Below are 22528 nucleotides of genomic sequence, written 5' to 3'. Positions count from 1 at the left end.
CCATGGTCATCGTTATCGGACTCGGCAAAACCGGACTCTCCTGCGTCGACTACTTCCTCGGCCGTGGTGTCACCCCACTGGTGATGGACACTCGCGCCAACCCGCCCGGCAAGGATCAACTACCTGCCGAGGTGGAACTCATTTACGGGCTGGATGGTGAGCGACTCAAACAGGCGCATATGATCGTCGCGAGCCCGGGCATTGCCCTGGCTATCCCTGAATTGAAAGCGGCTGCCGAATGTGGTGTGCAGATCGTCGGCGATATCGAGTTGTTCGTTCGCGAGACCGAGACACCGGTCATCGCCATCACAGGTTCCAATGGCAAGAGCACTGTCACGACCCTGGTGGGTGAGATGATTGCCGAAGCCGGGCTCAAGGTGGGCGTGGGCGGCAATATCGGTACGCCTGCGCTGGAGCTGCTCAAGCAGCCGATGGATCTCTGCGTACTGGAGCTATCCAGCTTCCAGTTGGAGACCACTCACAGCCTGCGTGCTGCCGCCTCTGTGGTGCTGAACCTCTCTGAAGATCACATGGATCGCTATCAGGGTATGGCCGACTACCGTGCCGCCAAGATGGAGATCCATCAGCACTCCAAACACATTCTGGTCAATCGCGACGATCCCCAGACTTTGCCCGATGTGGGTCAGGTGTGGCAGAGCTTCGGTCTTGACTGCAATGGCTATGGCCGCTGCCTGCTGGATGGCCGCTACTGGTTGACCCTGCACGGCGAGCCGCTGCTGGCGGTGGACGAGATGAAGATCGTCGGTGCCCACAATCAGGCCAACGCGCTGGCCGCCATGGCGCTGTGCGATGCGGTCGGCATTCCCCGCGCTGCCCAGCTCACCGTGCTGCGCCGCTTTGAAGGCTTGCCCCACCGTGCCCGTTTCGTGCGCGAAGTGAACGGGGTGCGCTGGATCAACGACTCCAAAGCCACCAACGTGGGAGCTACGCTAGCTGCCGTTGCCGGTGTGCGCGAGTCGGTCAAGGGGCGCCTGTTGCTGCTGGCCGGTGGTCAGGGCAAGGGGCAGGATTTTGGCCCGATCCAGGCGCTGCTGGGCAACCAGATCGATCACATGTACTGCTTCGGTCAGGATGCCGAGGTGCTGCTGGCGCTGGGTGAGCAGACCGAACGGGTGGCCGACCTGGCCGCTGCGGTTGCCAAGGCGGCTGCCGATGCCAAGCCCGGTGACTGGGTGCTGCTGGCGCCAGCCTGTGCCAGCCTCGATCAGTTCAAGTCGTTCGAGGTGCGTGGCGATCGCTTTACCGAGATGGTGATGGCGCTATGAATGCCCTTCGCGCAGCCGCAGGTCTGTTCCAGCGCTGGCTATTGCCGGCGCGCCCTGCCGGCCTCTATGACCGGCAGTTGGTGTTGCTGGCGCTCTCCCTGATGGCGGTCGGGGTGGTGATCGTGGCATCAGCCTCGATCCCGGAGGGGATCTCCCTGGGGGATGATCCCTTCATGTTTGTGAAGCGTCACGCCATGTTTCTGGTGATGGCGCTCGGTATCTCCTGGTTTGTGTTGCAGGTGCCGATGGCGCGCTGGCAGGAGTACAACGGACCCATGCTGTTGCTGGCCATTCTGCTGCTGGTACTGGTGCTGGTGGTCGGGCGCAATGTCAACGGTGCGGTGCGCTGGCTGCCACTGGGCCCCTTCAACCTGCAGCCGGCCGAGTTTGGCAAGCTGGCCCTATTCGTCTATCTGGCCGGTTATCTGGTGCGGCGTCAGAACGAGGTGCGTGAAGCCTGGCTTGGCTTCCTGAAGCCCTTGGCAGTATTCGGGGTGTTGGCGATCCTGTTGCTGCTGCAACCGGATCTGGGGTCGACCGTGGTGATGTTCGTCACCTCGTTCGGCATGCTGTTTCTGGCTGGCGCCAAACTGTGGCAGTTCATGATCCTTATCGGTGGCGGTCTTGGTGGGGTGATCATGCTGATCATCGTCGAGCCATACCGGATGCGTCGGGTGACCTCTTTTATGGATCCCTGGGCCGATCCGTTTGGCAGTGGCTACCAGTTGACCCAGTCGCTGATGGCGTTTGGCCGTGGCAGCTGGTTTGGCGAAGGGCTCGGCAACTCCATCCAGAAGATGGAGTACCTGCCGGAAGCGCATACCGACTTCGTGTTTGCGATCCTCGGCGAAGAGCTGGGTTACGTTGGGGTACTGGGCGCCCTGTGTCTCATCTTTGCGTTGGCGATCAAGGCGTTGAAGCTGGGGCATCGCGCCCTGCAAGCCGACCGCCTCTATGATGGCTATCTGGCTATCGGTATCGGCATCTGGTTCAGTTTCCAGACTTTCGTCAACGTTGGCGCAGCCAGCGGCATGATGCCGACCAAGGGGTTGACCCTGCCGCTGGTCAGTTACGGCGGCTCGAGTCTCATCATCATGACAGTGGCGGTGAGCATGTTGATTCGAATCGATTTTGAGTTGCGTCAGGCGACTGCCCAGGCGCGGGTGCGGGAGGTTTAGTGAGCAAGACGCTGTTGGTGATGGCAGGTGGTACCGGGGGGCATGTCTTTCCCGGTCTGGCCGTGGCCGATCGACTGAGGGAGCAGGGCTGGACTGTCCACTGGCTGGGGACGGCGGACCGGATGGAGGCGGAGCTGGTGCCCGCCCATGGTTATCCCATCTCCTTCATCGATATTCAGGGGGTGCGTGGCAACGGCATCAAGCGACTGCTGATGGCGCCCTATCGCATCGTCAAATCAATCTTGCAGGCGCGTCAGGTGCTCAAGACTGTTCGCCCGGATGTGGTGCTCGGTATGGGGGGCTTTGCCTCCGGTCCGGGGGGAGTGGCTGCCTGGTTCTCCGGCATCCCGTTGCTGCTCCATGAGCAGAATGCTGCTGCAGGCATGACCAACAAGCTGCTGGCGCGTATTGCCAAGCGGGTGCTGATGGCATTTCCGGGCGCCTTCGCGCCGAGCCGCCGTACCGCCGTGGTAGGCAATCCGGTGCGTCCCGAAGTGGTCGCCCTGCCGGATCCGCAGCTTCGCAGCGAAGCCGAGCCGCTGCATCTGCTGATCGTCGGTGGCAGCCTGGGTGCCCGGGTGCTCAACCAGCAGGTACCCGCTGCGGTGGCGGCGGCTGGTGTGCCTATCGAGGTGCGTCACCAGTGTGGCAAGGGCAATGCCGAGACAGTGTCTGCTGCCTATGCCCAGCACGGCATCAATGCCGAGGTGAGTGAATTTATCAAGGATATGGCCGGCGCCTATGCCTGGGCCGATCTGGTTGTCTGCCGGGCGGGAGCCCTGACGGTATCCGAGGTGGCCGCCGCCGGGGTGGCAGCCATTTTCGTCCCGCTGCCCCATGCAGTGGATGATCACCAGACCCGTAACGCTCTGACTCTGGTCGACGGTGGTGCGGCCGAATTCCTGCCCCAGTCCGAGCTGACCACCACCTCGCTGGCGGCGCGCCTCTCCTGGCTGGCTGGCCGCAGGGAGACCCTGTTTAGCATGGCTCAGGCCGCCCGTCGCGTTGCCATTACCGATGCGGCCGAGCGGGTTGCTGATGAGTGCAAGCGGCTCGCCAGTGGGCAGAGTGGTAAAGATTAATGAGCAAGGTTGCAGTGGTGACTCCGTGCAGCCTTGTACCTGTATGTATTGATGCCGCTGTGCAGCCGAGCTTTGACGGTACATGGCCTGCGGCAGACTAAAGAGATGATTATGACCAAGGTTGAACTGGCAAAACTGCGTACTGTGATCCCCGAAATGCGCCGCGTGCGTCGCATCCATTTTATCGGTATCGGTGGTGCCGGTATGGGCGGGATCGCCGAAGTACTTGCCAACGAAGGGTATCAGGTAACGGGTTCTGATCTGGCTCGCAATGCGGTGACCGAGCGGCTTGAGGCTCTGGGCGCCCATATCTTTACTGGCCACAACGCCGAGCACGTCAACGGCGCCAGCGTGGTGGTGGTTTCTACTGCCATCAAGCAGGACAACCCGGAGTTGCTGGCTGCCCGCGAACTGCGGATCCCGGTAGTACGGCGTGCTGAGATGCTGGCCGAGCTGATGCGTTTCCGGCACGGTATCGCCATTGCCGGTACCCACGGCAAGACCACCACCACCAGTCTGGTGGCGAGCATCTATGCCGAAGCCGATCGCGACCCGACCTTCGTCATCGGTGGCCTGCTCAACAGTGCCGGCACCAATGCCCGCTTGGGAAGCAGCCGCTACCTGATTGCCGAAGCGGACGAGAGCGACGCCTCTTTCCTGCATCTGCAACCGATGGTCTCTATCGTGACCAACATCGAAGCGGATCACATGGACACCTACGGCGGTGACTTCTCCAGGCTGAAGGCCACCTTCATCGAGTTTCTGCACAATCTGCCCTTCTACGGACTGGCGGTGGTCTGCATCGATGATCCGGTGATCCGTGGCATGTTGCCGGAGATTGCCCGCCCGACCCTGACCTACGGTCTCTCTGAAGACGCTGACGTGCAGGTACTGGATTTTGTCCAGACCAACAACCACAGCCGCTTCCGGGTGCGCCGCAAAGAGGCGGGTGAACTGCAGGTCACCCTTAATTTGCCGGGCATTCACAACGCCTTGAACGCCGCCGCGGCGATTGCTGTCGCGACGGAAGACGGTGTCAGCGACGAGGCCATCATCTCTGCGCTGGCCAAGTTTGAAGGTGTCGGCCGTCGCTTCCAGCAGTATGGCGAGTTCGAAACTGGTCGTGGCAAGGCGATGCTGGTGGACGATTACGGCCACCACCCGAGCGAAGTGAAGGTCACTATCAATGCCGCCCGTGCCGGTTGGCCCGAGAAGCGTCTGGTGATGGTGTTCCAGCCGCACCGTTATACCCGCACCCGCGACCTCTACGAGGACTTCGCCGATGTGCTCTCCAAGGTAGACGTGCTGGTGATGCTGGAGGTTTATGCTGCCGGTGAGGAGCCGATCCCGGGCGCTGATGGACGGGCACTGTGCCGCTCCATTCGCTCGCGCGGCAACCTGGAACCCATCTTCGTCGCTACACCGGATGACGTGCCAGCCGTGCTGGCCGACCTGATTGGCGAGGGGGATTTGGTGCTGACTCAAGGCGCCGGGAACGTCGGGGCACTGGCCCGTCGTCTTGGCGAGATGAAATTGAGCATAGATAGCATGAAATCTGGTGCCTGAGGGCCCAATGAGTATTTTGACCGCCAAGCCGGGGCCTATATAATGGCGAACCGGTCTGTCAAAGGCCGGTTTAGCGCGTTACACGGGGATCGAACGGGTGGAGGCAAGGGCACAGGGGCGCACCAAGGGTGGCTTCATCGCAGGGGTGATGTTTTTCCTGCTGGTGATATGGGGCTGCTACCGGACGGCGCTGGATGTTAAAGATTGGCTGACGGATGCCAATCGGTTGCCCATGAGCGAATTGTTGCTGCAAGGGCAACATCAGTATCTGGAGACGGAGGAGCTGCGGTTAGCGGTACTGGATGGTGCCGAATTACGCAACTTCTTCGAGTTGGATGTCAATGAATTGCAGGCAAGGCTCAATGCCTTGCCATGGGTGGCCTCGGTATCGGTACGCAAGAAGTGGCCGAACAAGATCAAGGTCTACCTGACGGAACAGGACGTAGCGGCGCGCTGGAACGGCAACCGCTTCGTCAACACCAAGGGCAAGGTGTTCAGCGCCCCGGATCGGGTCAAGACGCCGCTGATGCAGTTGTCGGGGCCGGATGACCAGGCCGCCATGGTGTTGAAAGAGAGTCGGCAGTACGAGTCGCAACTGGCTGCCAAGGGATACAAGTTGCTGGGAGTGAATCTGACTCCCCGCCATGCCTGGGAGCTGACCCTGGATGGCAATATCAAGCTGTTTCTGGGTCGCAACGACATAGCGCTCAGGTTGCAGCGATTTATAGATGCCTTCCCGGTTATCGAACCCCGTTCGCAGGTTGCGTATGTGGATCTTCGATACGATACCGGTGTGGCAGTTGGCTGGAAGAAGAGCGAAGAGAAAGTGCATGACCAACACCGCAGATAGGAATTTGATTGTCGGACTGGATATCGGCACAACCAAGGTGGCGGTTCTGGTCGGGGAAGTATTGCCGGACGGTGAGCTGAACGTCATCGGTATGGGCAGTCACGCCTCCCGCGGGATGGAGAAGGGTGGGGTCAACGATCTCGACTCCGTGGTCAAGTCATTGCGCCGTGCGGTGGAAGAGGCCGAGATGATGGCCGACTGCCAGATCAGCTCGGTTTATCTGGGTTTGTCCGGCAAGCATATCGACTGCCGCAACGAGACCGGCATGGTGCCCATCTCCGATGAGGAGGTGACCCAGGAGGATGTGGACAACGTGATCCACACCGCCAAGTCGGTTCGCCTCTCCGACGAGCTGCGTGTGCTGCACGTGCTGCCCCAGGAGTTTGCGATCGACTATCAGGAAGGGATCAAGAATCCGGTCGGCCTCTCCGGCGTGCGGATGGCGGCCAAGGTTCACCTGATCACCTGCCACAACGACATGGCTCGCAACATCGAGAAGTGTGTGGAGAAGGTCGGTTTGCGCGTGGATCAACTGATCTTCTCCGCGCTGGCCTCCAGCTATGCCGTATTGACCGAAGACGAGAAAGAGCTGGGTGTCTGCGTGGTGGATATCGGTGGCGGTACCATGGATATGTCGCTGTTTACCGGCGGTGCCCTGCGCCACACCAAGGTGATCCCGTATGCTGGCAGCACTGTGACCAGCGACATCGCCTACGCCTTCGGCACGCCGCCGCTCGACGCGGAAGCGATCAAGGTGCGTTACGGTTGCGCCCTCGGTCGTCTGGTCAGCAAGGAAGACAATATTGAAGTACCCAGTGTCGGTGGTCGCCCGGCGCGCAGCCTGCAACGGCAGACACTGGCTGAAGTGATTGAGCCCCGTTACACCGAGTTGCTCTCCATGGTGAATGATGAGCTGGTGCGGGTACAAAGCGAGTTGAAAGCGCAGGGGGTCAAGCATCAGCTGGCAGCCGGTGTGGTCTTGACCGGCGGCGCTGCCCAGATTGAAGGTATTGTGGAGTGTGCAGAGCAGATCTTCCAGAGCCAGGTCCGGGTGGGAGAGCCCATGAACATACGTGGTTTGAGTGATTACGTGCAGGCACCGGTGTACTCGACTGCGGTCGGGTTGCTGCAATATGGCCGCACCCATCAAGCCACAGGTAGCAACAAAGAATATGCCGCCAAGGCAAGCGTCGGTGGCCTGGTCAAACGGGTTAGCAACTGGCTGCGTGGCGAGTTCTAAGAATTTTGCTGAGTCAGGCAAATAAAGCGGAGAGACAACATGTTTGAATTTATGGATAGCCACACTGACGAAGCCGTCATTAAAGTGATCGGTGTAGGTGGCGGCGGCGGTAACGCTGTCGAACACATGGTTCGTCAAAATATTGAGGGTGTTGAGTTTATTACCGTCAACACCGACGCCCAGGCACTGCGTAACTCCAGCGCCAACACTACCCTGCAGATCGGCGGTGGCATCACCAAGGGTCTGGGTGCCGGCGCCAATCCGGAAGTGGGTCGTGATGCGGCCATGGAAGATCGCGAAGCACTGCGTGAGCTGCTGACCGGTTCCGACATGGTGTTCATCGCCGCCGGTATGGGCGGTGGTACCGGTACCGGTGCTGCGCCGATCGTGGCTGAAGTGGCACGCGAGATGGGCATCCTGACCGTTGCTGTGGTGACCAAGCCGTTCTCCTTTGAAGGTAAGAAGCGGATGGGCTTCGCTGCGCACGGTATCGAAGAGCTCTCCAAAAACGTCGACTCCCTGATCACCATCCCCAACGACAAGTTGCTGAAGGTGCTGGGTCGCGGTATCTCCCTGCTGGATGCCTTCAAGGCAGCCAACGATGTGCTGCTTGGCGCGGTACAGGGCATTGCCGAGCTGATCACCCGTCCGGGTTTGATCAACGTCGACTTTGCGGACGTGCGTACCGTGATGCGTGAAATGGGTACCGCCATGATGGGAACCGGTTCCGCCTCTGGTGATGACCGTGCCGAGGAAGCGGCCGAGAAAGCCATCTCCAGCCCGCTGTTGGAAGATGTGGATCTGGCTGGTGCCCGTGGCATCCTGGTTAACATCACCGCCGGTATGGACATGACCATCGAAGAGTTCGAAACCGTGGGTAACGCGGTCAAGGCCTTCGCTTCCGAGAACGCCACTGTAGTAGTGGGTACCGTAATCGATCCGGAAATGCACGACGAACTGCGTGTGACCGTGGTTGCCACCGGTATCGGTGCCGAGCGCAAGCCCGACATCACGCTAGTCAAGAGCAGCCAGGTGCAAGAGCGCCCGGTACGTCAGCCGCTGGTCAGCGACATGATGCAAGGCCGCGTGATGGACGAAGCCCCGGCCAAGGTGGTTAACGCCGAGCCGCAAGCCCGTCGTGAACCGGATTATCTGGATATTCCGGCGTTCCTGCGCAAGCAAGCTGACTAAGTCTCTTATGGCTCTCGTTTGTTTGTTGTTCAAGGAATGTGCTAAGATGGCCTGCCAACGACCATCTGGTCCGGATTTTAAGCTGTTTAGGGTACACCCATGATTAGACAAAGAACCTTGAAAACGAGTGTACAGGCGACTGGTGTCGGCCTGCATTCGGGCCGGAAAGTCACCATGACGTTCCGTCCGGCGCCTGTGAACACAGGGATCGTTTACTTGCGTACCGACCTGAATCCTGTGGTGGAGCTGCCAGCCAATGCCGATCAGGTGCGCGATACCGTGCTCTGTACCGCTCTGGTCAACGAAGCCGGTGTCCGTGTCTCTACCATTGAGCACCTCTCTGCCGCGCTGGCCGGGATGGGGATCGACAACCTCTACGTTGAGGTTGACGCGCCCGAGATCCCGGTAATGGACGGTAGTGCGCATCCCTTTATCTACCTGCTGCAGGAAGTCGGGATCCGTGAGCAGAATGCTGCCAAGCAGTTTGTGCGGATCAAGAAGAGCATCCGGGTTGAAGACGGCGACAAGTGGGCGGAATTCCACCCCTATCGCAACGGCTTCAAGATGGATCTCGAGATCGATTTCCAGCATCCGGTCTTTGAAGGGCGCAATCAGCGTTGCGTACTGGATTTCTCCGGTGCCTCCTTCGTGAAAGAGATCAGCCGTGCCCGTACCTTCGGGTTCATGCGTGATATCGAGTACCTGCGTTCCCAGAACCTGGCGCTGGGCGGAAGCCTGGAAAACGCCGTGGTACTGGACGACTATCGGGTGCTGAACGAAGACGGTTTGCGTTATGAGGACGAGTTCGTCAAGCACAAGATGCTGGACGCGATCGGTGACCTCTATATGTGTAACCGCAGCATCATCGGTGAGTTCCGTGCCTACAAGACCGGACATGCCCTGAACAACAAGCTGCTGCGTGCCTTGCTGGCCGAGCAGGAGGCTTGGGAACTGGTGACCTTCGAGGGTGAGGGCGACAAAGCGCCTATCGCTTACTACGATAACGGTCTGGTTCTGGCCTGATAGCTGTGCAACGGAACGTCGGTCCTCTCTCCGCACCGACGTTCCGTCATTTGTTTACTCCATCCTTTAATACCGATTATCTCCCGGTTTTATTTCCCGTGCAGGCTCCTGGCCGCACCTGACCGAGCAGACTGATTTCTATGAGCATTACCCTGATCCTCCACGGCAAGCAGCGACGCAAGTTGCACCTGCCCAAACAACGTCTGGCCTGGGTCGGCGGTATTCTCTTCTCCCTGTTGGCCCTTGGTGGTGGTTGGCTCTGGCAGAGCTGGCACCAGAAAATGGAGGCGCTGGAAGTGGCGCTTGCCGTTGCCGAGCAACAGTCCGTTGACCAGAGTGGTGACGAAGCCCGTGAACAGTTGGCGATGCTGGCTGCTCAGGTGGGCACCATGCAAGGCCAGCTTGGCCGTCTCAATGCCCTCGGCGAACGATTGACCGAGCAGGCCGATCTCGATCCCGACGAGTTCAATTTCAAAGAGCTGCCCCCCATGGGCGGCCCTTCTTATGATGAAGAGCTGGAGGTGAGCCTCAACGAGCTGCAAGCCTCGATGAAACACCTCAGCCAGCAGCTCAGCAGCCGTGAAGAGCAGCTGTCGGTACTTGAATCTTTCATCATGAATCACCATATCACCGATGCCGGTTTTATTTCCGGCACGCCAGTCAAGCAGGAGCGAGTTTGGGTCTCTTCCGGGTTTGGCGGACGGGTCGATCCGTTCAATGGGCGTGCCAAGATGCACAAAGGGGTCGATTTCCGTGGCAAACCCGGAACCCCGATTCTGGCCACCGGGCCCGGCATTGTCAGCTGGGCGGGCCGTCATCCGGAATTTGGCAATATGGTGGAGATTAATCACGGCAATGGTCTGGTCACCCGCTATGCCCACAACTCCAGGTTGCTGGTCGAGGTGGGCACGCTCGTTGATCAGGGTCAGAAGATTGCCTTGATGGGACGAACCGGTCGCGCGACCGGGGTCCATCTGCATTACGAAGTGTTGAAAGACGGTCGTCAGGTCAACCCCGCACGCTTTCTCAGTGCCAGACGGGGTTAGGTTTTTTTCTTCAGGTTCCAGTGACGGAACGCTTTATAACCAGAAATAGTTGGTACCCATGATTAGCACACTGCTTACCAAGATTATCGGCAGCCGGAACGACAGAACGCTCAAGGCTTTGCGCAAAATTGTAAAACAGATCAATGCCATGGAGCCGCAGTTCGAGGCTCTCTCCGATGCCGAGTTGCAGGCCAAAACGGCTGAATATCGTCAGCGTATCGAGCAGGGTGAGACTCTGGAGCAGTTGCTGCCGGAAGCGTTCGCGACCGTGCGTGAAGCCTCCAAGCGGGTGTTTGGCATGCGTCACTTCGATGTGCAGCTGATCGGCGGCATGGTGCTGAACTCCAACCGCATCGCGGAAATGAAAACCGGTGAAGGTAAGACTCTTACTGCGACTCTGCCAGCTTACCTGAACGCCCTGAGTGGCCGCGGCGTCCACGTGGTGACGGTGAACGACTATCTGGCCAAGCGTGATGCGGAGGCGAACCGCCCGCTGTTTGCCTTCCTCGGCATGACCGTCGATTGCAACGTGCCTGGCATGGATGCGTCCCAGAAGCGTGACGCCTACGCCGCCGACATCACCTACGGTACCAACAACGAATTCGGTTTCGACTACCTGCGCGACAACATGGCGTTCTCGCCTGAGCAGCGCGTACAGCGCCCGCTCAACTACGCGCTGGTGGATGAGGTGGACTCGGTGCTTATCGATGAAGCCCGGACTCCGCTCATCATCTCCGGCCCGGCTGAAGACAGCTCAGAGCTCTATATTCGCGTCAACAAACTGATCCCGCTGCTGGTCAAGCAGGACAAGGAAGACACCGAAGAGTACACCGGCGACGGTCACTACACGGTGGACGAGAAGAACCGTCAGGCCCTGCTGACCGAAAACGGTCAGATCTTCGTGGAAGAGCTGCTCAAGAAAGAGGGGCTGCTGGACGAGAACGACTCCCTGTTCTCCGCCTCCAACATCAGCCTGCTGCACCACGTCAATGCAGGTCTGCGTGCTCACACCTTGTTCGAACGCAACGTGGACTACATCGTCCAGAAAGACGAAATCGTCATCGTTGACGAGCACACCGGCCGTACCATGCCGGGTCGTCGCTGGTCCGATGGTCTGCATCAGGCCGTTGAAGCGAAGGAAGGTGTGAAGATCCAGAACGAGAACCAGACGCTGGCATCCATCACCTTCCAGAACTACTTCCGTCTCTACAACAAGCTGGCGGGGATGACAGGTACTGCAGATACAGAAGCCTTTGAATTCCAGCAGATTTATGGCCTGGATACCGTGGTTATCCCGACCAACAAGCCGATGGTGCGCAAAGACATGGGCGATCTGGTCTACCTGACCGCCAATGAGAAGTATGCCGCCATCATCGAAGATATCCGTCAGTGCGTGGCCAAGGGCCAGCCTGTACTGGTTGGTACCGTCTCTATCGAGAACTCCGAGCTGCTCTCCGGCATCCTGACCAAGGAGAAGATCCCGCACAAGGTGCTGAACGCCAAGTTCCACGCCATGGAAGCGGAGATCGTCGCCCAGGCCGGTCAGACTGGTGCGGTCACCATCGCCACCAACATGGCGGGTCGTGGTACCGACATAGTGCTCGGGGGCAACTGGCAGGCGGAGATCGCCAAGCTGGAGAACCCGACCAGCGAGCAGATTGCCGAGCTGAAAGCCGCCTGGCAGGTGCGTCACGATGCGGTGCTGGCCGCCGGTGGTCTGCACATTATCGGCACCGAGCGTCACGAATCCCGTCGTATCGACAACCAGCTGCGCGGCCGTTCCGGTCGTCAGGGTGACCCGGGCTCCTCCCGTTTCTACCTCTCCATGGAAGATACCCTGATGCGGATCTTCGCCTCCGATCGCGTGACCGGCATGATGAAGAAGCTGGGCATGGAAGAGGGCGAAGCCATCGAACACCCCTGGGTCACCAAGGCGATCGAAAATGCCCAGCGCAAGGTGGAAGGTCGCAACTTCGACATCCGCAAGAGCTTGCTGGAGTTTGACGATGTGGCCAACGACCAGCGCAAGGTGGTTTACGAGCAGCGTAACGAGCTGCTGGATACCAACGATATCTCCGAGACCATCCACGTTATCCGTGATGATGTCTACGGCAGCGTGATTGACGAGTACATCCCGCCCCAGTCTCTGGAAGAGATGTGGGATGTGCCGGGTCTGGAAGCGCGCCTGAAGGCAGACTTCGCGCTGGATCTGCCGCTGCAGCAGTGGCTGGCGGAAGATGACAAGCTGTATGAAGAGAAGCTGCGCGAGCGCATTCTGGACGAAGCCACCAAGCTCTATGCCCACAAGGAGGAGCTGGTTGGCAAAGAGGTGCTACGCAACTTCGAGAAGGCAGTGATGCTGCAAACTCTGGATGGTCTGTGGAAAGAGCATCTGGCGGCCATGGATCACCTGCGTCAGGGCATCCATCTGCGCGGCTACGCCCAGAAGAACCCCAAGCAGGAGTACAAGCGCGAATCCTTCGATCTGTTCACCCAGATGTTGGAAACCCTCAAGCGCGACGTGGTCAGCATCCTGAGCCGTGTTCAGGTGCAGGAGCGCGATGTGGAAGCGATGGAAGAGCAGCAGCGCCAGCAGGCGGAAGCCGCTCCCCGTACCTACACCCATGCCGCGGCTGAGAGCCAGCTGGCCGATGAACAGGCCGCAGGTGAAGAGGGCCACACCACCTTCGTGCGCGATGAGCAGAAGGTTGGTCGCAACGATCCCTGCCCGTGCGGTTCAGGCAAGAAATACAAGCATTGCCACGGTCAGTTGACCTGATCGATGCAGTGCTATGACAAGGCGGGCCCGGTGCCCGCCTTGTTTTTGTCAGAGGGTGGCGACGTCACTGTGGTGGCGCCATCTGACCAAGGGTTATCGGATATCAGGCATCATCGGCCGTTCATCCAGCCGGAGGTTGGGCGCATTGAACGGCCTGGTCAGCCATAGCGTACAAAGGTAACAAGATGGAACAGAAAAAGCGGATCTGGGTAGCGGTTGGCGTCATCGAGAATGAACAGGGCGATATCTTTATCGCCAGACGCTCCTCCGATCGCCATCAGGGGGATCGCTGGGAGTTTCCAGGTGGCAAGGTCGAGTCGGGCGAGGATCTTCTCACCGCACTGGATCGGGAGCTGTGGGAAGAGATCGGCATCCGGGTGCAGGATTGTGCCCCTTTCATGGAGCTGCAGCACGACTACCCCGAGAAGCAGGTGTTGCTGGATATCTGGAAGGTGACCCGTTTCAGCGGCGAGCCGTTCGGCAAGGAGGGGCAGGAGTGTCTATGGGTGCCGGTGGCCGAGCTGCACAACTACCACTTTCCCGATGCCAACGGTCCGATTATCGCGCGGCTTCAAGGCCTGCTGGCTTGAACCGGTTGCAAAAACAAGCATCAAAAAAGGGCCCATCGGCCCTTTTTTATTTTATAGCGGAGAGTGACCAGGGGCTTATAGCCACTGATCGCCCTCTTCCTGCTCTGGCAGCAGATCCGGGTTGATCTCCCCGGGGATCCGTTTCTCTTCATCAGCCCACTCGCCGAGATCGATCAGCTGGCAGCGTTTGCTGCAGAAAGGTCGGAACGGACTCTGCGAGCCCCACTCCACTTCGCTCTGGCAGGTCGGACACTTTACCTTGGTGACCATAAGTACTCCTTAGCAGCAGGCGAGCTGGAATGGCACATCGCCAATCTGCTGCTCGCCCGTAGGCAGGAAGCGCAGGGCAAAACGATTCTTGTGGCCGCTCAGGGTCGGGTAGCAGAACAGATTGCCCGGCAGCTTGATGCGGATCAGCTCGGCGCTTTCGGCGGTGTCCTGGAAGAAGCCGTTGGTCGCCACCTGCTCGCTGAAGCTGCCCGATTCACGCCACAGACGCAGCAACAGGGTGATGGCGTTCATCAGCAGGGTGATGTCGCTAAGCCAGCCCTGCATCTGCTGGTGACGGGTGATGGCCGGGGTTCCGAGCCAGTGGTGCAGCTGGGGCACGTCGAAGGCACACAGGCCACCCGGGATGGAGAAGCGCTGTCGAATGGAACCGAGCAGACGATCCTCTTTCAGGCGGGCTCCCGGGCGTGGCGAGTTGAGCAGGTTGCGGGAGAGCTGGCTGCTCTCTTGCTGCATCTGTTTGATCTGCTCCAGATCGACGTCGGGCAGGCTGGCCCAGTGGCTCAGACGTTGGCCGAGACGCTCCAGATCCTTGATAAGGTCAGCGCGCAAGTCACCACGCTCCAGCAGCTCCTGCAGATCGAACAGCCCTTTGAAGAAGGCGATATGGGCCCAGGATTGCTCGCTCTCCAGATTGTCGCGAATTTGGGAAAACAGGGACTCCAGACGCAGGTAGGTCCGGCTTTTTTCATTGAGGGGAAAATCGTAAATCATGCCTAATCCTGGCCAGCCATAAACCGGCCTAGTGTACTCACTGTTGACGGGGTTGTTGAGAGGCAAATGCCAGATATGTCTCGTGCAGTGCCAAAATCCGCGTTTTTATCGCCATTTCGCTGCCATTGGCGTTCTCGATGACATCATCCGCCGCAGCTAGCCGTTCTGTCCGGCTGGCCTGTGCTGCGATGATGGCTCTGGCCTGCTCGGTGCTGACGCCATCACGACGGCAGGTGCGCTCAATCTGGGTCGCTTCGTCCACATCGATCACCAGCACCCGGTCGGCGAGGCCGGTGAGTTTGTTCTCCACCAGCAGCGGCACCACCAGCAGGCAGTAAGGAGAACTGGTCGCGGCACACTGGCGCAGCATTTCACTGCGAATCAGCGGATGGAGCAGAGCATTGAGCCACTCCTTGGCCTGTGGGTCGCTGAAGACCCGCTCGCGCAGGGGGCGACGGTCGAGTTGACCGCTCGGATCAATCACATCCGGGCCAAAATGGTCGGCGATGGTGGCAAGGGCCGGGGTGCCCGGCTCTACGACCTCGCGGGCGATCACATCGGCATCCACCACCTCGATACCCAGTTCGGCAAACTGATTTGCGATGGTGGTCTTGCCACTGCCGATACCGCCTGTGATAGCAACTACATACATGGGGGGCCTCTTGCTCAAAGCAGGGTAGAGAGATACCAGTTGGTGATGGTATCGCCCCACAGCAGGGCAATCCAGCCCGCGATGGCGAGGTAGGGGCCGAAGGGGATGGGCTTGCCCTGATGGTGTTTGTGCAAGGCGATCAGGCTGATGCCGATCACGGCGCCGACCAGGGATGAGAGCAGCAATATGATGGGCAGCGCCTGCCAGCCGAGCCAGGCACCCAGCGCCGCCAGCAGCTTGAAGTCGCCATAGCCCATCCCCTCCTTGCCAGTGAGCAGCTTGAAGGCCCAGTAGAGGCTCCAGAGCACCAGATAGCCGACCATGGCGCCAATCACGGCATCCGCCAGCGGTACGAAGCCACCTGCCAGATTGAACAGCAGACCGCCCCACAGCAGGGGCAGGGTGAGCTGATCTGGCAGCAACATCTTGTCGAGATCGATAAAGGTGAGGGCGACCAGCACCCAGGTCAGCAGCAGGGCGGCCAGTGTGCCCCAGCCCGGCGTTATGACCATGGCAACGGCCACCGAGAGCAGGGCTGTTATCAGCTCTACCAGCGGATAGCGGGCCGAGATGGGCGCTTGACAGTCGCGGCAACGCCCCTTGAGCCAGAGCCAGCTCAGCAGCGGAATGTTCTCGATGGCGGTAATGGGGTGACCACAGTGAGGGCATGCGGAGCGCGGTACCATCAGGTTGTAGCGCTCTGGTGCGATGGCCTCTTCGTCGGGGGAGAAGTAGCTGCGATACTCGGCCTGCCACTCTCGCTCCAGCATGATGGGCAGGCGGTGGATCACTACGTTGAGGAAACTGCCGATCATCAGGGAAAAGATAAAAACCAGCGAAAAAAAGAGCCATGGCAAGCCGTGAGCCAGCTCGAGAAGAAGTGTCATAACCAACCGTCAGTTATTGAATGAGTGAAGGGCATGGCTTTGGCTCCATGCCCTGATGAATCAACCCACCACGTCGCCAAGTTTGAAAATGGGCAGGTACATGGCGATAACCATGCCGCCGACCAGCACCCCGAGCACCACCATGATGAGGGGTTCCAGCAGGCTGGTAAGGCCATCGACCAGGTCGTCCACCTCTTGCTCGAAGATGGTGGCAACTTTGGAGAGCATATCATCGATGGCACCGGACTCCTCGCCGATCATCACCATCTGGATCACCATGTCCGGGAAGAGATCGACGGTGCGCATTGCCACGTTGATCTGCATACCGGCCACCACCTCGTTGCGAATGGCCATAACGGCGGTGCGATAGACATAGTTGCCGGAGGCTCCGGCCGCCGAGATGAGAGCATCCACCAGCGGGATACCGGCCGAGAAAGTGGTTGAGAGTGTGCGGGCAAAGCGGGCCATGGCCGCCTTGTGCAGGATCATACCGACCACCGGGATGGTGAGCACAAACTTGTCGGTATTGTCCCTTACCTTCTGGGAGGCGCGCCAGGCGCGCACATAGAGGAAGATGGCGAGCGCAGCTCCGCCAAAGAAGACATACCACCAGTTCTGCATAAAGCGTGAGATGCCGATGACAAACTGGGTGAACACCGGCAGCTCGGCGCCAAAGCTCTTGAAGATATCCTCGAACTGGGGGATGACGAATAGCAGCAGGATGGAAGTCACCACTATGGCCACCAGAATAACCATGGTGGGATAGAACATGGCCTTCTTGATCTTCGACTTGAGCGCTTCCGACTTTTCCCGATAGGTGGCGATACGGTCGTAGATGGTCTCCAGCGCACCGGATTGCTCCCCCGCCTCAACCAGATCGCAGTAGAGATCGTCAAAATGGCGAGGGTGGCGGCGCAACGCCTCCGACATGGGGGTTCCGGTCTCAACATCGGAGGCGATCTCACCCATCAGCTCGCGCATGGCGGCTTTCTCGTGGCTGCGGGCGATGATCTGCAGGCTCTGTACTAGTGGTACGCCGGCGGAGAGCATGGTGGTGATCTGGCGGGAGATAATCGCGATATCCATCGGCTTGATCTTGGCGCCGCCCTTGGAGAAGAGCCCCTGGGATTTTTTGGCCACCTTGGTGACGTTTACCCCCTGCTTGCGCAGCTCCGCCTTGACGGTATTGATGCTGTCAGCCTGCAGCTCGCCGGAGACCTTCTGCCCCTTGCGATTGACCCCGTGCCAGCGGAAGGCGAAGACTTTTTTCGGGGGGGTGTTCTTTTTCGTTAGGGTTGCCATCTTTGCATCCTGCAATTGGGCGGATGGTCAGGGAGCCCCTGAACCATCTGACCTGATAAATATCCTCAAACGGCTTGGCACCATCTGGTCGCTTGCTGGTAGATCATCTTGCTCGCATCTTGGCGAGGTTTAATTGGTGGTGACCCGGTTGACCTCGGCCAGGCTGGTGACACCGAGCCGAGCCTTCTCCAGTCCCGAGGTGCGCAGGGTGCGCATGCCCTCTTTCTGGGCAATCGCCGCAATTTGCAGGGAGTTGGCCCCCTGCATGATCAATTTTGCGATATTTTCCGACATTAGCATGATTTCGTAGATGCCGACTCGCCCCTTGTAGCCACCGGAACACTCCTTGCAACCAACCGGTTTGAACAGTCGCAAGCCGGCTGCCAGCTGCTGTGGGGTAAAACCCAGTTCCAGCAGCTCGGCTTCCGGCACTACCTCCGGCGCCTTGCAGTGGTCGCAAAGCTTGCGGGCCAGCCGCTGGGCCATGATCAGGGTGACCGAAGAGGCAATATTGAAGGCGGGCACCCCCATATTCATCATCCGGGTCAGGGTTTCGGCAGCCGAGTTGGTATGCAGGGTTGAGAGCACCAGGTGGCCGGTTTGTGCCGCCTTTATGGCGATCTCGGCGGTTTCGAGATCCCGTATCTCCCCCACCATCACCACATCCGGATCTTGCCGCAAGAAGGAGCGCAGGGCGCTGGCAAAGGTGAGCCCCGCCTTGGGGTTGACCTGTACCTGGTTGACGCCCGGCAGATTGATCTCCACCGGATCTTCGGCGGTGGAGATGTTTACCTCGGTGGTGTTGAGAATATTGAGGCCGGTATAGAGCGAGACCGTCTTGCCCGAGCCGGTGGGGCCGGTGACCAGTATCATCCCCTGCGGTTTCGAGAGGGCACGCAGGTACTGCGCCTTCTGGCGGTCGTCGAAGCCAAGCTGCTCGATATTGAGGCGGGCTGCCGAGGAGTCGAGCAGACGGATAACGATCTTCTCCCCCCACATGGTGGGCAGGGTATTGACCCGCATATCCATCGACTTGTTGCGCGACAGCTTCAATTTGATGCGGCCATCCTGCGGCAGCCGCCGCTCGGCGATATCGAGCCGTGCCATCACCTTGAGGCGGGCAGAGAAGCGGTTGGCCAGATTGACCGGCGGGGTTGCGATTTCGTGCAAAATACCATCGATGCGAAAGCGCACCCGATACTTGAATTCGTAAGGCTCGAAGTGCAGGTCGGAGGCGCCGCGCTTGATGGCATCCATCAGGATCTTGTTGATGTACTTGACGATGGGGGCATCGTCATCGGCGGTATTGACGCTCTCGTCGAGCCGGCTGCTCTCGTCGCTTACCTCGAGGTCGGAGATCTCGGCCTCGTCGATATCCTCCATGCCGAGGGCGTCGTTTTCGCTCTCCAGCAGCTTGCCGATGGCGGCGGTGAGCTTGTTCTCCTCCACCAGCAGCGCCTCGGTATGAAGGCCGAAACTGAAGCCAAAGTCCTCCAGGGCCGAGACATTGGTCGGATCCGACATGGCGATATAGAGGGTGTGGCCCTGGGTATAGATGGGCAGGACGTGGTGCTTCTCAATCAGTTTCTGATTGAGGTACTTCTGCGGGATCTCGGCCAAATCGAAGGCGGCAAGATCCAGCAGAGGTACCCCATACTCCAGCTCGCAAAAATCGGCGAGCGCTTTGCTGTCGAGGATGTCGTTTTCAATCAGAAAGGTCACAAAGGGTTTGCGCTGGGCCTTGGCCTGGCTCAGATAGCGCTGGGAATCCTCTTCACTGATCAGTGAAGAGGCGGCCAGGCTTAACGCCAGGCCGCTATTAGGGCTAGAGGTCATTAGTTATTAGCAGATACCAGCTGCTACGCATGTACCAACAGACCCGCTGGGGTTTGCAGCCCAGTTAATTTTTCCGGAAGCTACAGTTGGAACAAGAATGTAGGTTTCACCTTTAAGGCCGTTTACGGGGGCCGCCGAGGTGCCAACAGCTGTTGCGGTTATCGCATTGGTTGTGTCACTAACTGTAATGGTTGCAACATTTCCATTGGCTGCCGATACGTTCGCAGGTACCCCATTTGTACCCGCATCACAAGTACTCAGGGTTCCATCTGCTGCACCAGTTGTTTGGGCACAGATCTCAATTGCTGTTTTGTAAGCTCCGGTAGCAGATACCACTTCGGTAAAACGAGCTTTGGTTGTGTAGGTCTGATACGCCGGCAGCGCGACGGCGGCCAGAATGGCCACGATCGCGACCACGATCATCAATTCAATAAGGGTAAAGCCTGATTGTTTCTTCATTTTGCTGTTCATGGAAAATATCCTTTTATCCTTGGTTCCTGGGAAGTGCCGGTGGAAAATCATCTGCACGTCAGTATCTTATCCGAGCTGTCAGGGGTGGCAACAGAGATTGTCCATTTTGTTAATCACACTTCTTTCATTTAGCAAAAACTTGATGCGTGTCATAAAAGAAGTGGCCTCCTATGACTCTTTCTATGGCCGAATTAGGGTCCGTCTGTACACTCCTTTGCCGAGGGATCCTGCATAAAGAAAAGGCGCCTCTGGCGCCTTTTGCAAGTTGTTTGTCCGGTTATATCGAGTGTTTGCCCAAGCCTGTGGGGGCGTCTCACGGTTGGATAAAGCGCATGGAGAGATCGAGTGCCCGTACATGCTTGGTGAGCGCCCCGACCGAGATAAAATCGACGCCGGTGGCGGCAAACTCGGCCAGAGTGTCGAGGGTCACATTGCCGGAGACCTCCAGCTTGGCGCGGCCCTGATTGATGACGACCGCTTCCCGCATCATGGTCACGTCGAAGTTGTCCAGCATCACGATATCGGCCTTTGCCGCCAGCGCCTGTTCCAGCTCTGCCAGTGATTCCACTTCCACCTCTACCGGTTTGCCCGGATTGAGATGACGAGCCTCGCTAATTGCCTCGGCAATGCCGCCACAGGCGAGGATATGGTTCTCTTTGATGAGGTAAGCGTCGTAGAGGCCGATGCGGTGGTTCTTGCCACCGCCGCAGGTGACCGCGTACTTCTGGGCGGTGCGCAGCCCCGGTATGGTCTTGCGGGTGTCGAGCAGACGGCAGTCGGTGCCCTCCAGCTCTGCCACATAGCGGGCGGTGAGGGTGGCGACGCCGGATAGGGTCTGGACAAAGTTCAGGGCATTGCGTTCGCCGGTCAGCAGCAGGCGGGCAGGGCCGTGGAGGCGGAACAGCTCCTGATTGGGGGAGAGCACTTCCCCATCCTGCACCTTCCACTCCACCTTCACGTCGCCGCCGAGTTGTACGAACACTTCATCCACCCATGGCTGGCCGCAGAACACTCCGGCCTCGCGGGTGATGACCCGGGCGCTGGCCATCCGGTTGGCCGGGATCAGCTGGGCGGTGATATCGGCACTGGCGTCCGGTTGGTCCAGCGTGGTGAGGGCATCGCCCAGATCTTCGAGTAGTGCGGCGCGCACGGCGCGGCTGACATCCTGTTGAAACATGCCTTATTCCTGCAAGGGTCTGAGCAGCAGTTGCCGCTCCTTTTGAACCAGCTCCAGCCGACCGAGGGCGTTCATGCCAACCAGCACTTCGTCACCGTCTGCCGCCGGATTGATAAAGATGGCCAGATCGTACAAGGTCAATGGCCCCATCGCCAGCGTTTCGATGGTGCCGTTGCCGACCCGGATCTGCCCCGCGGCGGTATTGACCTGGCTGCTGCCATGAGCGGTCAGGCCGAGCCGCTCGGCAACCTGCTGCGGGATGGTGATACGGGTGGCGCCGGTATCGAGCAGCAGTTGCACCGGCTGGCCGTTGATGGCACCCTCCAGACGATAGTGGCCGCTCTGGTCGGCCCGCAGCAATAGCTCGCCGCTGGCGGTGACGCTGGGTTGGTTGCGGGAGTGAAAATAGAGGGTCAGCAGGCCCATCAAAGAGAGCCAGGCCAGTAACCACATCCAGCGTGCCGTGTGCTGCATACCCCATCCATATCGAGCGGAAGATGACTCAGCCTAACATACCATTTCCCTTGGATTCAGTGAGTTGGTGCCGGATTGCCTATCAGGTATCTTCGTTTTCTCGCCATTTATCAGCCAACTCGAGTAGCCGATGACTCAACTCGCTTCGCAACCTTGTTTCTCTATCGATGCCGCTGGCTGGTGCCAGCAGGCGCGCCGAGTGCCTTCTCCCCATCACAACGAGCGGGCCGCGCCGGATGATATCTCCCTGCTGGTGGTGCATGGCATCAGCTTGCCGCCGGGGAAGTTTGGTGGCCCCTTTATCGACAATCTCTTTATGGGACGACTCGACCCTGAGGCTCACCCCTATTTTGCCGGTATCCATCAGCTGCGAGTCTCGGCCCACTGCCTGATCCGCCGTGATGGCGAGCTGGTGCAGTATGTGCCGTTTGGCGCGCGCGCCTGGCATGCGGGAGTATCGAGCTGGCAGGGGAGGGAGGCATGCAATGACTTCTCCATCGGCATCGAGCTGGAAGGGACTGACGAAATCCCCTACACCGAGGCTCAATACCGGGCATTGGCAGGGCTCACTCGAGCTATTTCGGAGCGCTATCCGGCCATCACCCACGAAAAAATTGTCGGCCATTGCGATATCGCGCCAGGGCGCAAGACGGATCCCGGAGCCAGTTTCCAGTGGGATTACTACCGGCAACTACTAAACAGCTAAAGTAAATATTCAAATTTAGTTTGGATTTTAAAATCAATGGCTTGCCTATCTGGCAGGCCATTTTTGTCTCTGGTTGCGCAAATGTTATTTGTGAGCGAAGTCAAGAATATTGGTCAGACCATTTTCTATGAGCTAAATCATGTTTCCCCTGCTTTACCTCTTAAGTAGCAGGGCTGATTCTTGACTCAGA

The 22528-nt window shown here is 59.0% G+C and carries 21 protein-coding genes; 12 read left to right on the top strand and 9 right to left on the bottom strand.

Annotation, left to right across the window (positions count from 1 at the left end):
- Positions 1-2: 2 nt before the first annotated feature.
- The 11 genes from murD to mutT all read left to right on the top strand — a co-directional run bounded on the left by murD (position 3) and on the right by mutT (position 13831).
- The gene (murD, locus tag I6L44_RS14625; protein ID WP_216952209.1) at positions 3-1286 is read left to right on the top strand and encodes a UDP-N-acetylmuramoyl-L-alanine--D-glutamate ligase; all 1284 of its coding nucleotides are present in this window, start codon (positions 3-5) and stop codon (positions 1284-1286) included.
- On the top strand, positions 1283-2464 hold the full coding sequence (gene ftsW, locus I6L44_RS14620) for a cell division protein FtsW (protein WP_005341699.1): 1182 nt from the start codon (positions 1283-1285) through the stop codon (positions 2462-2464). Before murD ends, ftsW begins: the two co-directional genes overlap by 4 nt.
- The gene (gene murG, locus I6L44_RS14615; RefSeq protein WP_216952208.1) at positions 2464-3546 is read left to right on the top strand and encodes an undecaprenyldiphospho-muramoylpentapeptide beta-N-acetylglucosaminyltransferase; all 1083 of its coding nucleotides are present in this window, start codon (positions 2464-2466) and stop codon (positions 3544-3546) included. Before ftsW ends, murG begins: the two co-directional genes overlap by 1 nt.
- Before the next feature lie 111 nt (positions 3547-3657).
- Positions 3658-5112, top strand: a complete 1455-nt coding sequence (gene murC, locus I6L44_RS14610) for a UDP-N-acetylmuramate--L-alanine ligase (RefSeq protein WP_216952207.1) — start codon at positions 3658-3660, stop codon at positions 5110-5112.
- A 97-nt stretch (positions 5113-5209) separates the two neighbouring features.
- Positions 5210-5962, top strand: coding sequence for a cell division protein FtsQ/DivIB (locus I6L44_RS14605; protein ID WP_216952206.1), 753 nt, complete (start codon positions 5210-5212; stop codon positions 5960-5962).
- Positions 5943-7202, top strand: a complete 1260-nt coding sequence (ftsA, locus tag I6L44_RS14600) for a cell division protein FtsA (RefSeq protein WP_005336148.1) — start codon at positions 5943-5945, stop codon at positions 7200-7202. Before I6L44_RS14605 ends, ftsA begins: the two co-directional genes overlap by 20 nt.
- 39 nt (positions 7203-7241) lie before the next feature.
- The gene (ftsZ, locus tag I6L44_RS14595) at positions 7242-8393 is read left to right on the top strand and encodes a cell division protein FtsZ (protein ID WP_005336147.1); all 1152 of its coding nucleotides are present in this window, start codon (positions 7242-7244) and stop codon (positions 8391-8393) included.
- 99 nt (positions 8394-8492) lie between these two features.
- The gene (gene lpxC / locus I6L44_RS14590; protein WP_005336146.1) at positions 8493-9416 is read left to right on the top strand and encodes a UDP-3-O-acyl-N-acetylglucosamine deacetylase; all 924 of its coding nucleotides are present in this window, start codon (positions 8493-8495) and stop codon (positions 9414-9416) included.
- Between the two features lie 140 nt (positions 9417-9556).
- Complete coding sequence (locus I6L44_RS14585) at positions 9557-10462, top strand: M23 family metallopeptidase (protein ID WP_139474343.1); 906 nt, start codon at positions 9557-9559, stop codon at positions 10460-10462.
- 58 nt (positions 10463-10520) lie between these two features.
- Positions 10521-13241 (top strand): preprotein translocase subunit SecA, encoded by a 2721-nt coding sequence (gene secA, locus I6L44_RS14580; protein ID WP_204482309.1) that lies wholly within the window; start codon positions 10521-10523, stop codon positions 13239-13241.
- 185 nt (positions 13242-13426) lie between these two features.
- Entirely contained in the window at positions 13427-13831 is a 405-nt protein-coding gene (gene mutT, locus I6L44_RS14575; RefSeq protein WP_216952205.1) for an 8-oxo-dGTP diphosphatase MutT, read from the top strand.
- A gap of 75 nt (positions 13832-13906) precedes the next feature.
- Here the strand turns inward: mutT and yacG are convergent, their stop codons facing one another.
- The 9 genes from yacG to I6L44_RS14530 form a co-directional block, all read right to left on the bottom strand.
- A complete protein-coding gene (yacG, locus tag I6L44_RS14570) occupies positions 13907-14101 on the bottom strand; it encodes a DNA gyrase inhibitor YacG (protein WP_216952204.1) in 195 nt (64 codons plus the stop codon).
- Positions 14102-14110: 9 nt separating this feature from the next.
- Entirely contained in the window at positions 14111-14833 is a 723-nt protein-coding gene (zapD, locus tag I6L44_RS14565) for a cell division protein ZapD (protein ID WP_216952203.1), read from the bottom strand.
- 37 nt (positions 14834-14870) lie between these two features.
- Positions 14871-15485: a dephospho-CoA kinase gene (coaE, locus tag I6L44_RS14560; RefSeq protein WP_216952202.1), complete on the bottom strand. Its 615-nt coding sequence runs from the start codon at positions 15483-15485 to the stop codon at positions 14871-14873.
- Between the two features lie 14 nt (positions 15486-15499).
- Positions 15500-16372 (bottom strand): A24 family peptidase, encoded by an 873-nt coding sequence (locus tag I6L44_RS14555; RefSeq protein ID WP_216952201.1) that lies wholly within the window; start codon positions 16370-16372, stop codon positions 15500-15502.
- 60 nt (positions 16373-16432) lie between these two features.
- On the bottom strand, positions 16433-17674 hold the full coding sequence (locus tag I6L44_RS14550; RefSeq protein WP_216952200.1) for a type II secretion system F family protein: 1242 nt from the start codon (positions 17672-17674) through the stop codon (positions 16433-16435).
- Between the two features lie 129 nt (positions 17675-17803).
- Entirely contained in the window at positions 17804-19510 is a 1707-nt protein-coding gene (tapB, locus tag I6L44_RS14545; protein ID WP_216952199.1) for a PilB family type IVa pilus assembly ATPase TapB, read from the bottom strand.
- Between the two features lie 6 nt (positions 19511-19516).
- A complete protein-coding gene (gene tapA / locus I6L44_RS14540; RefSeq protein ID WP_216954460.1) occupies positions 19517-19969 on the bottom strand; it encodes a type IVa pilus major pilin TapA in 453 nt (150 codons plus the stop codon).
- Between the two features lie 325 nt (positions 19970-20294).
- Positions 20295-21158, bottom strand: coding sequence for a carboxylating nicotinate-nucleotide diphosphorylase (gene nadC / locus I6L44_RS14535; protein ID WP_216952198.1), 864 nt, complete (start codon positions 21156-21158; stop codon positions 20295-20297).
- 3 nt (positions 21159-21161) lie between these two features.
- The gene (locus I6L44_RS14530) at positions 21162-21632 is read right to left on the bottom strand and encodes a TIGR02281 family clan AA aspartic protease (RefSeq protein ID WP_040068932.1); all 471 of its coding nucleotides are present in this window, start codon (positions 21630-21632) and stop codon (positions 21162-21164) included.
- Positions 21633-21762: 130 nt separating this feature from the next.
- Between I6L44_RS14530 and ampD the strand changes: the two genes are divergently transcribed.
- Positions 21763-22338: a 1,6-anhydro-N-acetylmuramyl-L-alanine amidase AmpD gene (ampD, locus tag I6L44_RS14525; RefSeq protein ID WP_216952197.1), complete on the top strand. Its 576-nt coding sequence runs from the start codon at positions 21763-21765 to the stop codon at positions 22336-22338.
- Positions 22339-22528 lie beyond the last annotated feature (190 nt).

This window comes from Aeromonas sp. FDAARGOS 1414 (assembly GCF_019047065.1).
Taxonomy (GTDB): domain Bacteria; phylum Pseudomonadota; class Gammaproteobacteria; order Enterobacterales; family Aeromonadaceae; genus Aeromonas; species Aeromonas veronii_A.
The sequence above is the reverse complement of the archived record's forward strand: the minus strand, read 5'-3'. Positions and strand labels throughout refer to the sequence as shown.

What these genes read in the sequence shown, in the direction of transcription:
- murD (WP_216952209.1), top strand. Translation starts at nt 3, where the DNA reads ATGGTCATCGTTATCGGACTCGGCAAAACCGGACTCTCCTGCGTCGAC.
- ftsW (WP_005341699.1), top strand. Translation starts at nt 1,283, where the DNA reads ATGAATGCCCTTCGCGCAGCCGCAGGTCTGTTCCAGCGCTGGCTATTG.
- murC (WP_216952207.1), top strand. Translation starts at nt 3,658, where the DNA reads ATGACCAAGGTTGAACTGGCAAAACTGCGTACTGTGATCCCCGAAATG.
- ftsA (WP_005336148.1), top strand. Translation starts at nt 5,943, where the DNA reads ATGACCAACACCGCAGATAGGAATTTGATTGTCGGACTGGATATCGGC.
- ftsZ (WP_005336147.1), top strand. Translation starts at nt 7,242, where the DNA reads ATGTTTGAATTTATGGATAGCCACACTGACGAAGCCGTCATTAAAGTG.
- lpxC (WP_005336146.1), top strand. Translation starts at nt 8,493, where the DNA reads ATGATTAGACAAAGAACCTTGAAAACGAGTGTACAGGCGACTGGTGTC.
- I6L44_RS14585 (WP_139474343.1), top strand. Translation starts at nt 9,557, where the DNA reads ATGAGCATTACCCTGATCCTCCACGGCAAGCAGCGACGCAAGTTGCAC.
- secA (WP_204482309.1), top strand. Translation starts at nt 10,521, where the DNA reads ATGATTAGCACACTGCTTACCAAGATTATCGGCAGCCGGAACGACAGA.
- mutT (WP_216952205.1), top strand. Translation starts at nt 13,427, where the DNA reads ATGGAACAGAAAAAGCGGATCTGGGTAGCGGTTGGCGTCATCGAGAAT.
- yacG (WP_216952204.1), bottom strand. Translation starts at nt 14,101, where the DNA reads ATGGTCACCAAGGTAAAGTGTCCGACCTGCCAGAGCGAAGTGGAGTGG.
- zapD (WP_216952203.1), bottom strand. Translation starts at nt 14,833, where the DNA reads ATGATTTACGATTTTCCCCTCAATGAAAAAAGCCGGACCTACCTGCGT.
- coaE (WP_216952202.1), bottom strand. Translation starts at nt 15,485, where the DNA reads ATGTATGTAGTTGCTATCACAGGCGGTATCGGCAGTGGCAAGACCACC.
- I6L44_RS14555 (WP_216952201.1), bottom strand. Translation starts at nt 16,372, where the DNA reads ATGACACTTCTTCTCGAGCTGGCTCACGGCTTGCCATGGCTCTTTTTT.
- I6L44_RS14550 (WP_216952200.1), bottom strand. Translation starts at nt 17,674, where the DNA reads ATGGCAACCCTAACGAAAAAGAACACCCCCCCGAAAAAAGTCTTCGCC.
- tapB (WP_216952199.1), bottom strand. Translation starts at nt 19,510, where the DNA reads ATGACCTCTAGCCCTAATAGCGGCCTGGCGTTAAGCCTGGCCGCCTCT.
- tapA (WP_216954460.1), bottom strand. Translation starts at nt 19,969, where the DNA reads ATGAAGAAACAATCAGGCTTTACCCTTATTGAATTGATGATCGTGGTC.
- nadC (WP_216952198.1), bottom strand. Translation starts at nt 21,158, where the DNA reads ATGTTTCAACAGGATGTCAGCCGCGCCGTGCGCGCCGCACTACTCGAA.
- I6L44_RS14530 (WP_040068932.1), bottom strand. Translation starts at nt 21,632, where the DNA reads ATGCAGCACACGGCACGCTGGATGTGGTTACTGGCCTGGCTCTCTTTG.
- ampD (WP_216952197.1), top strand. Translation starts at nt 21,763, where the DNA reads ATGACTCAACTCGCTTCGCAACCTTGTTTCTCTATCGATGCCGCTGGC.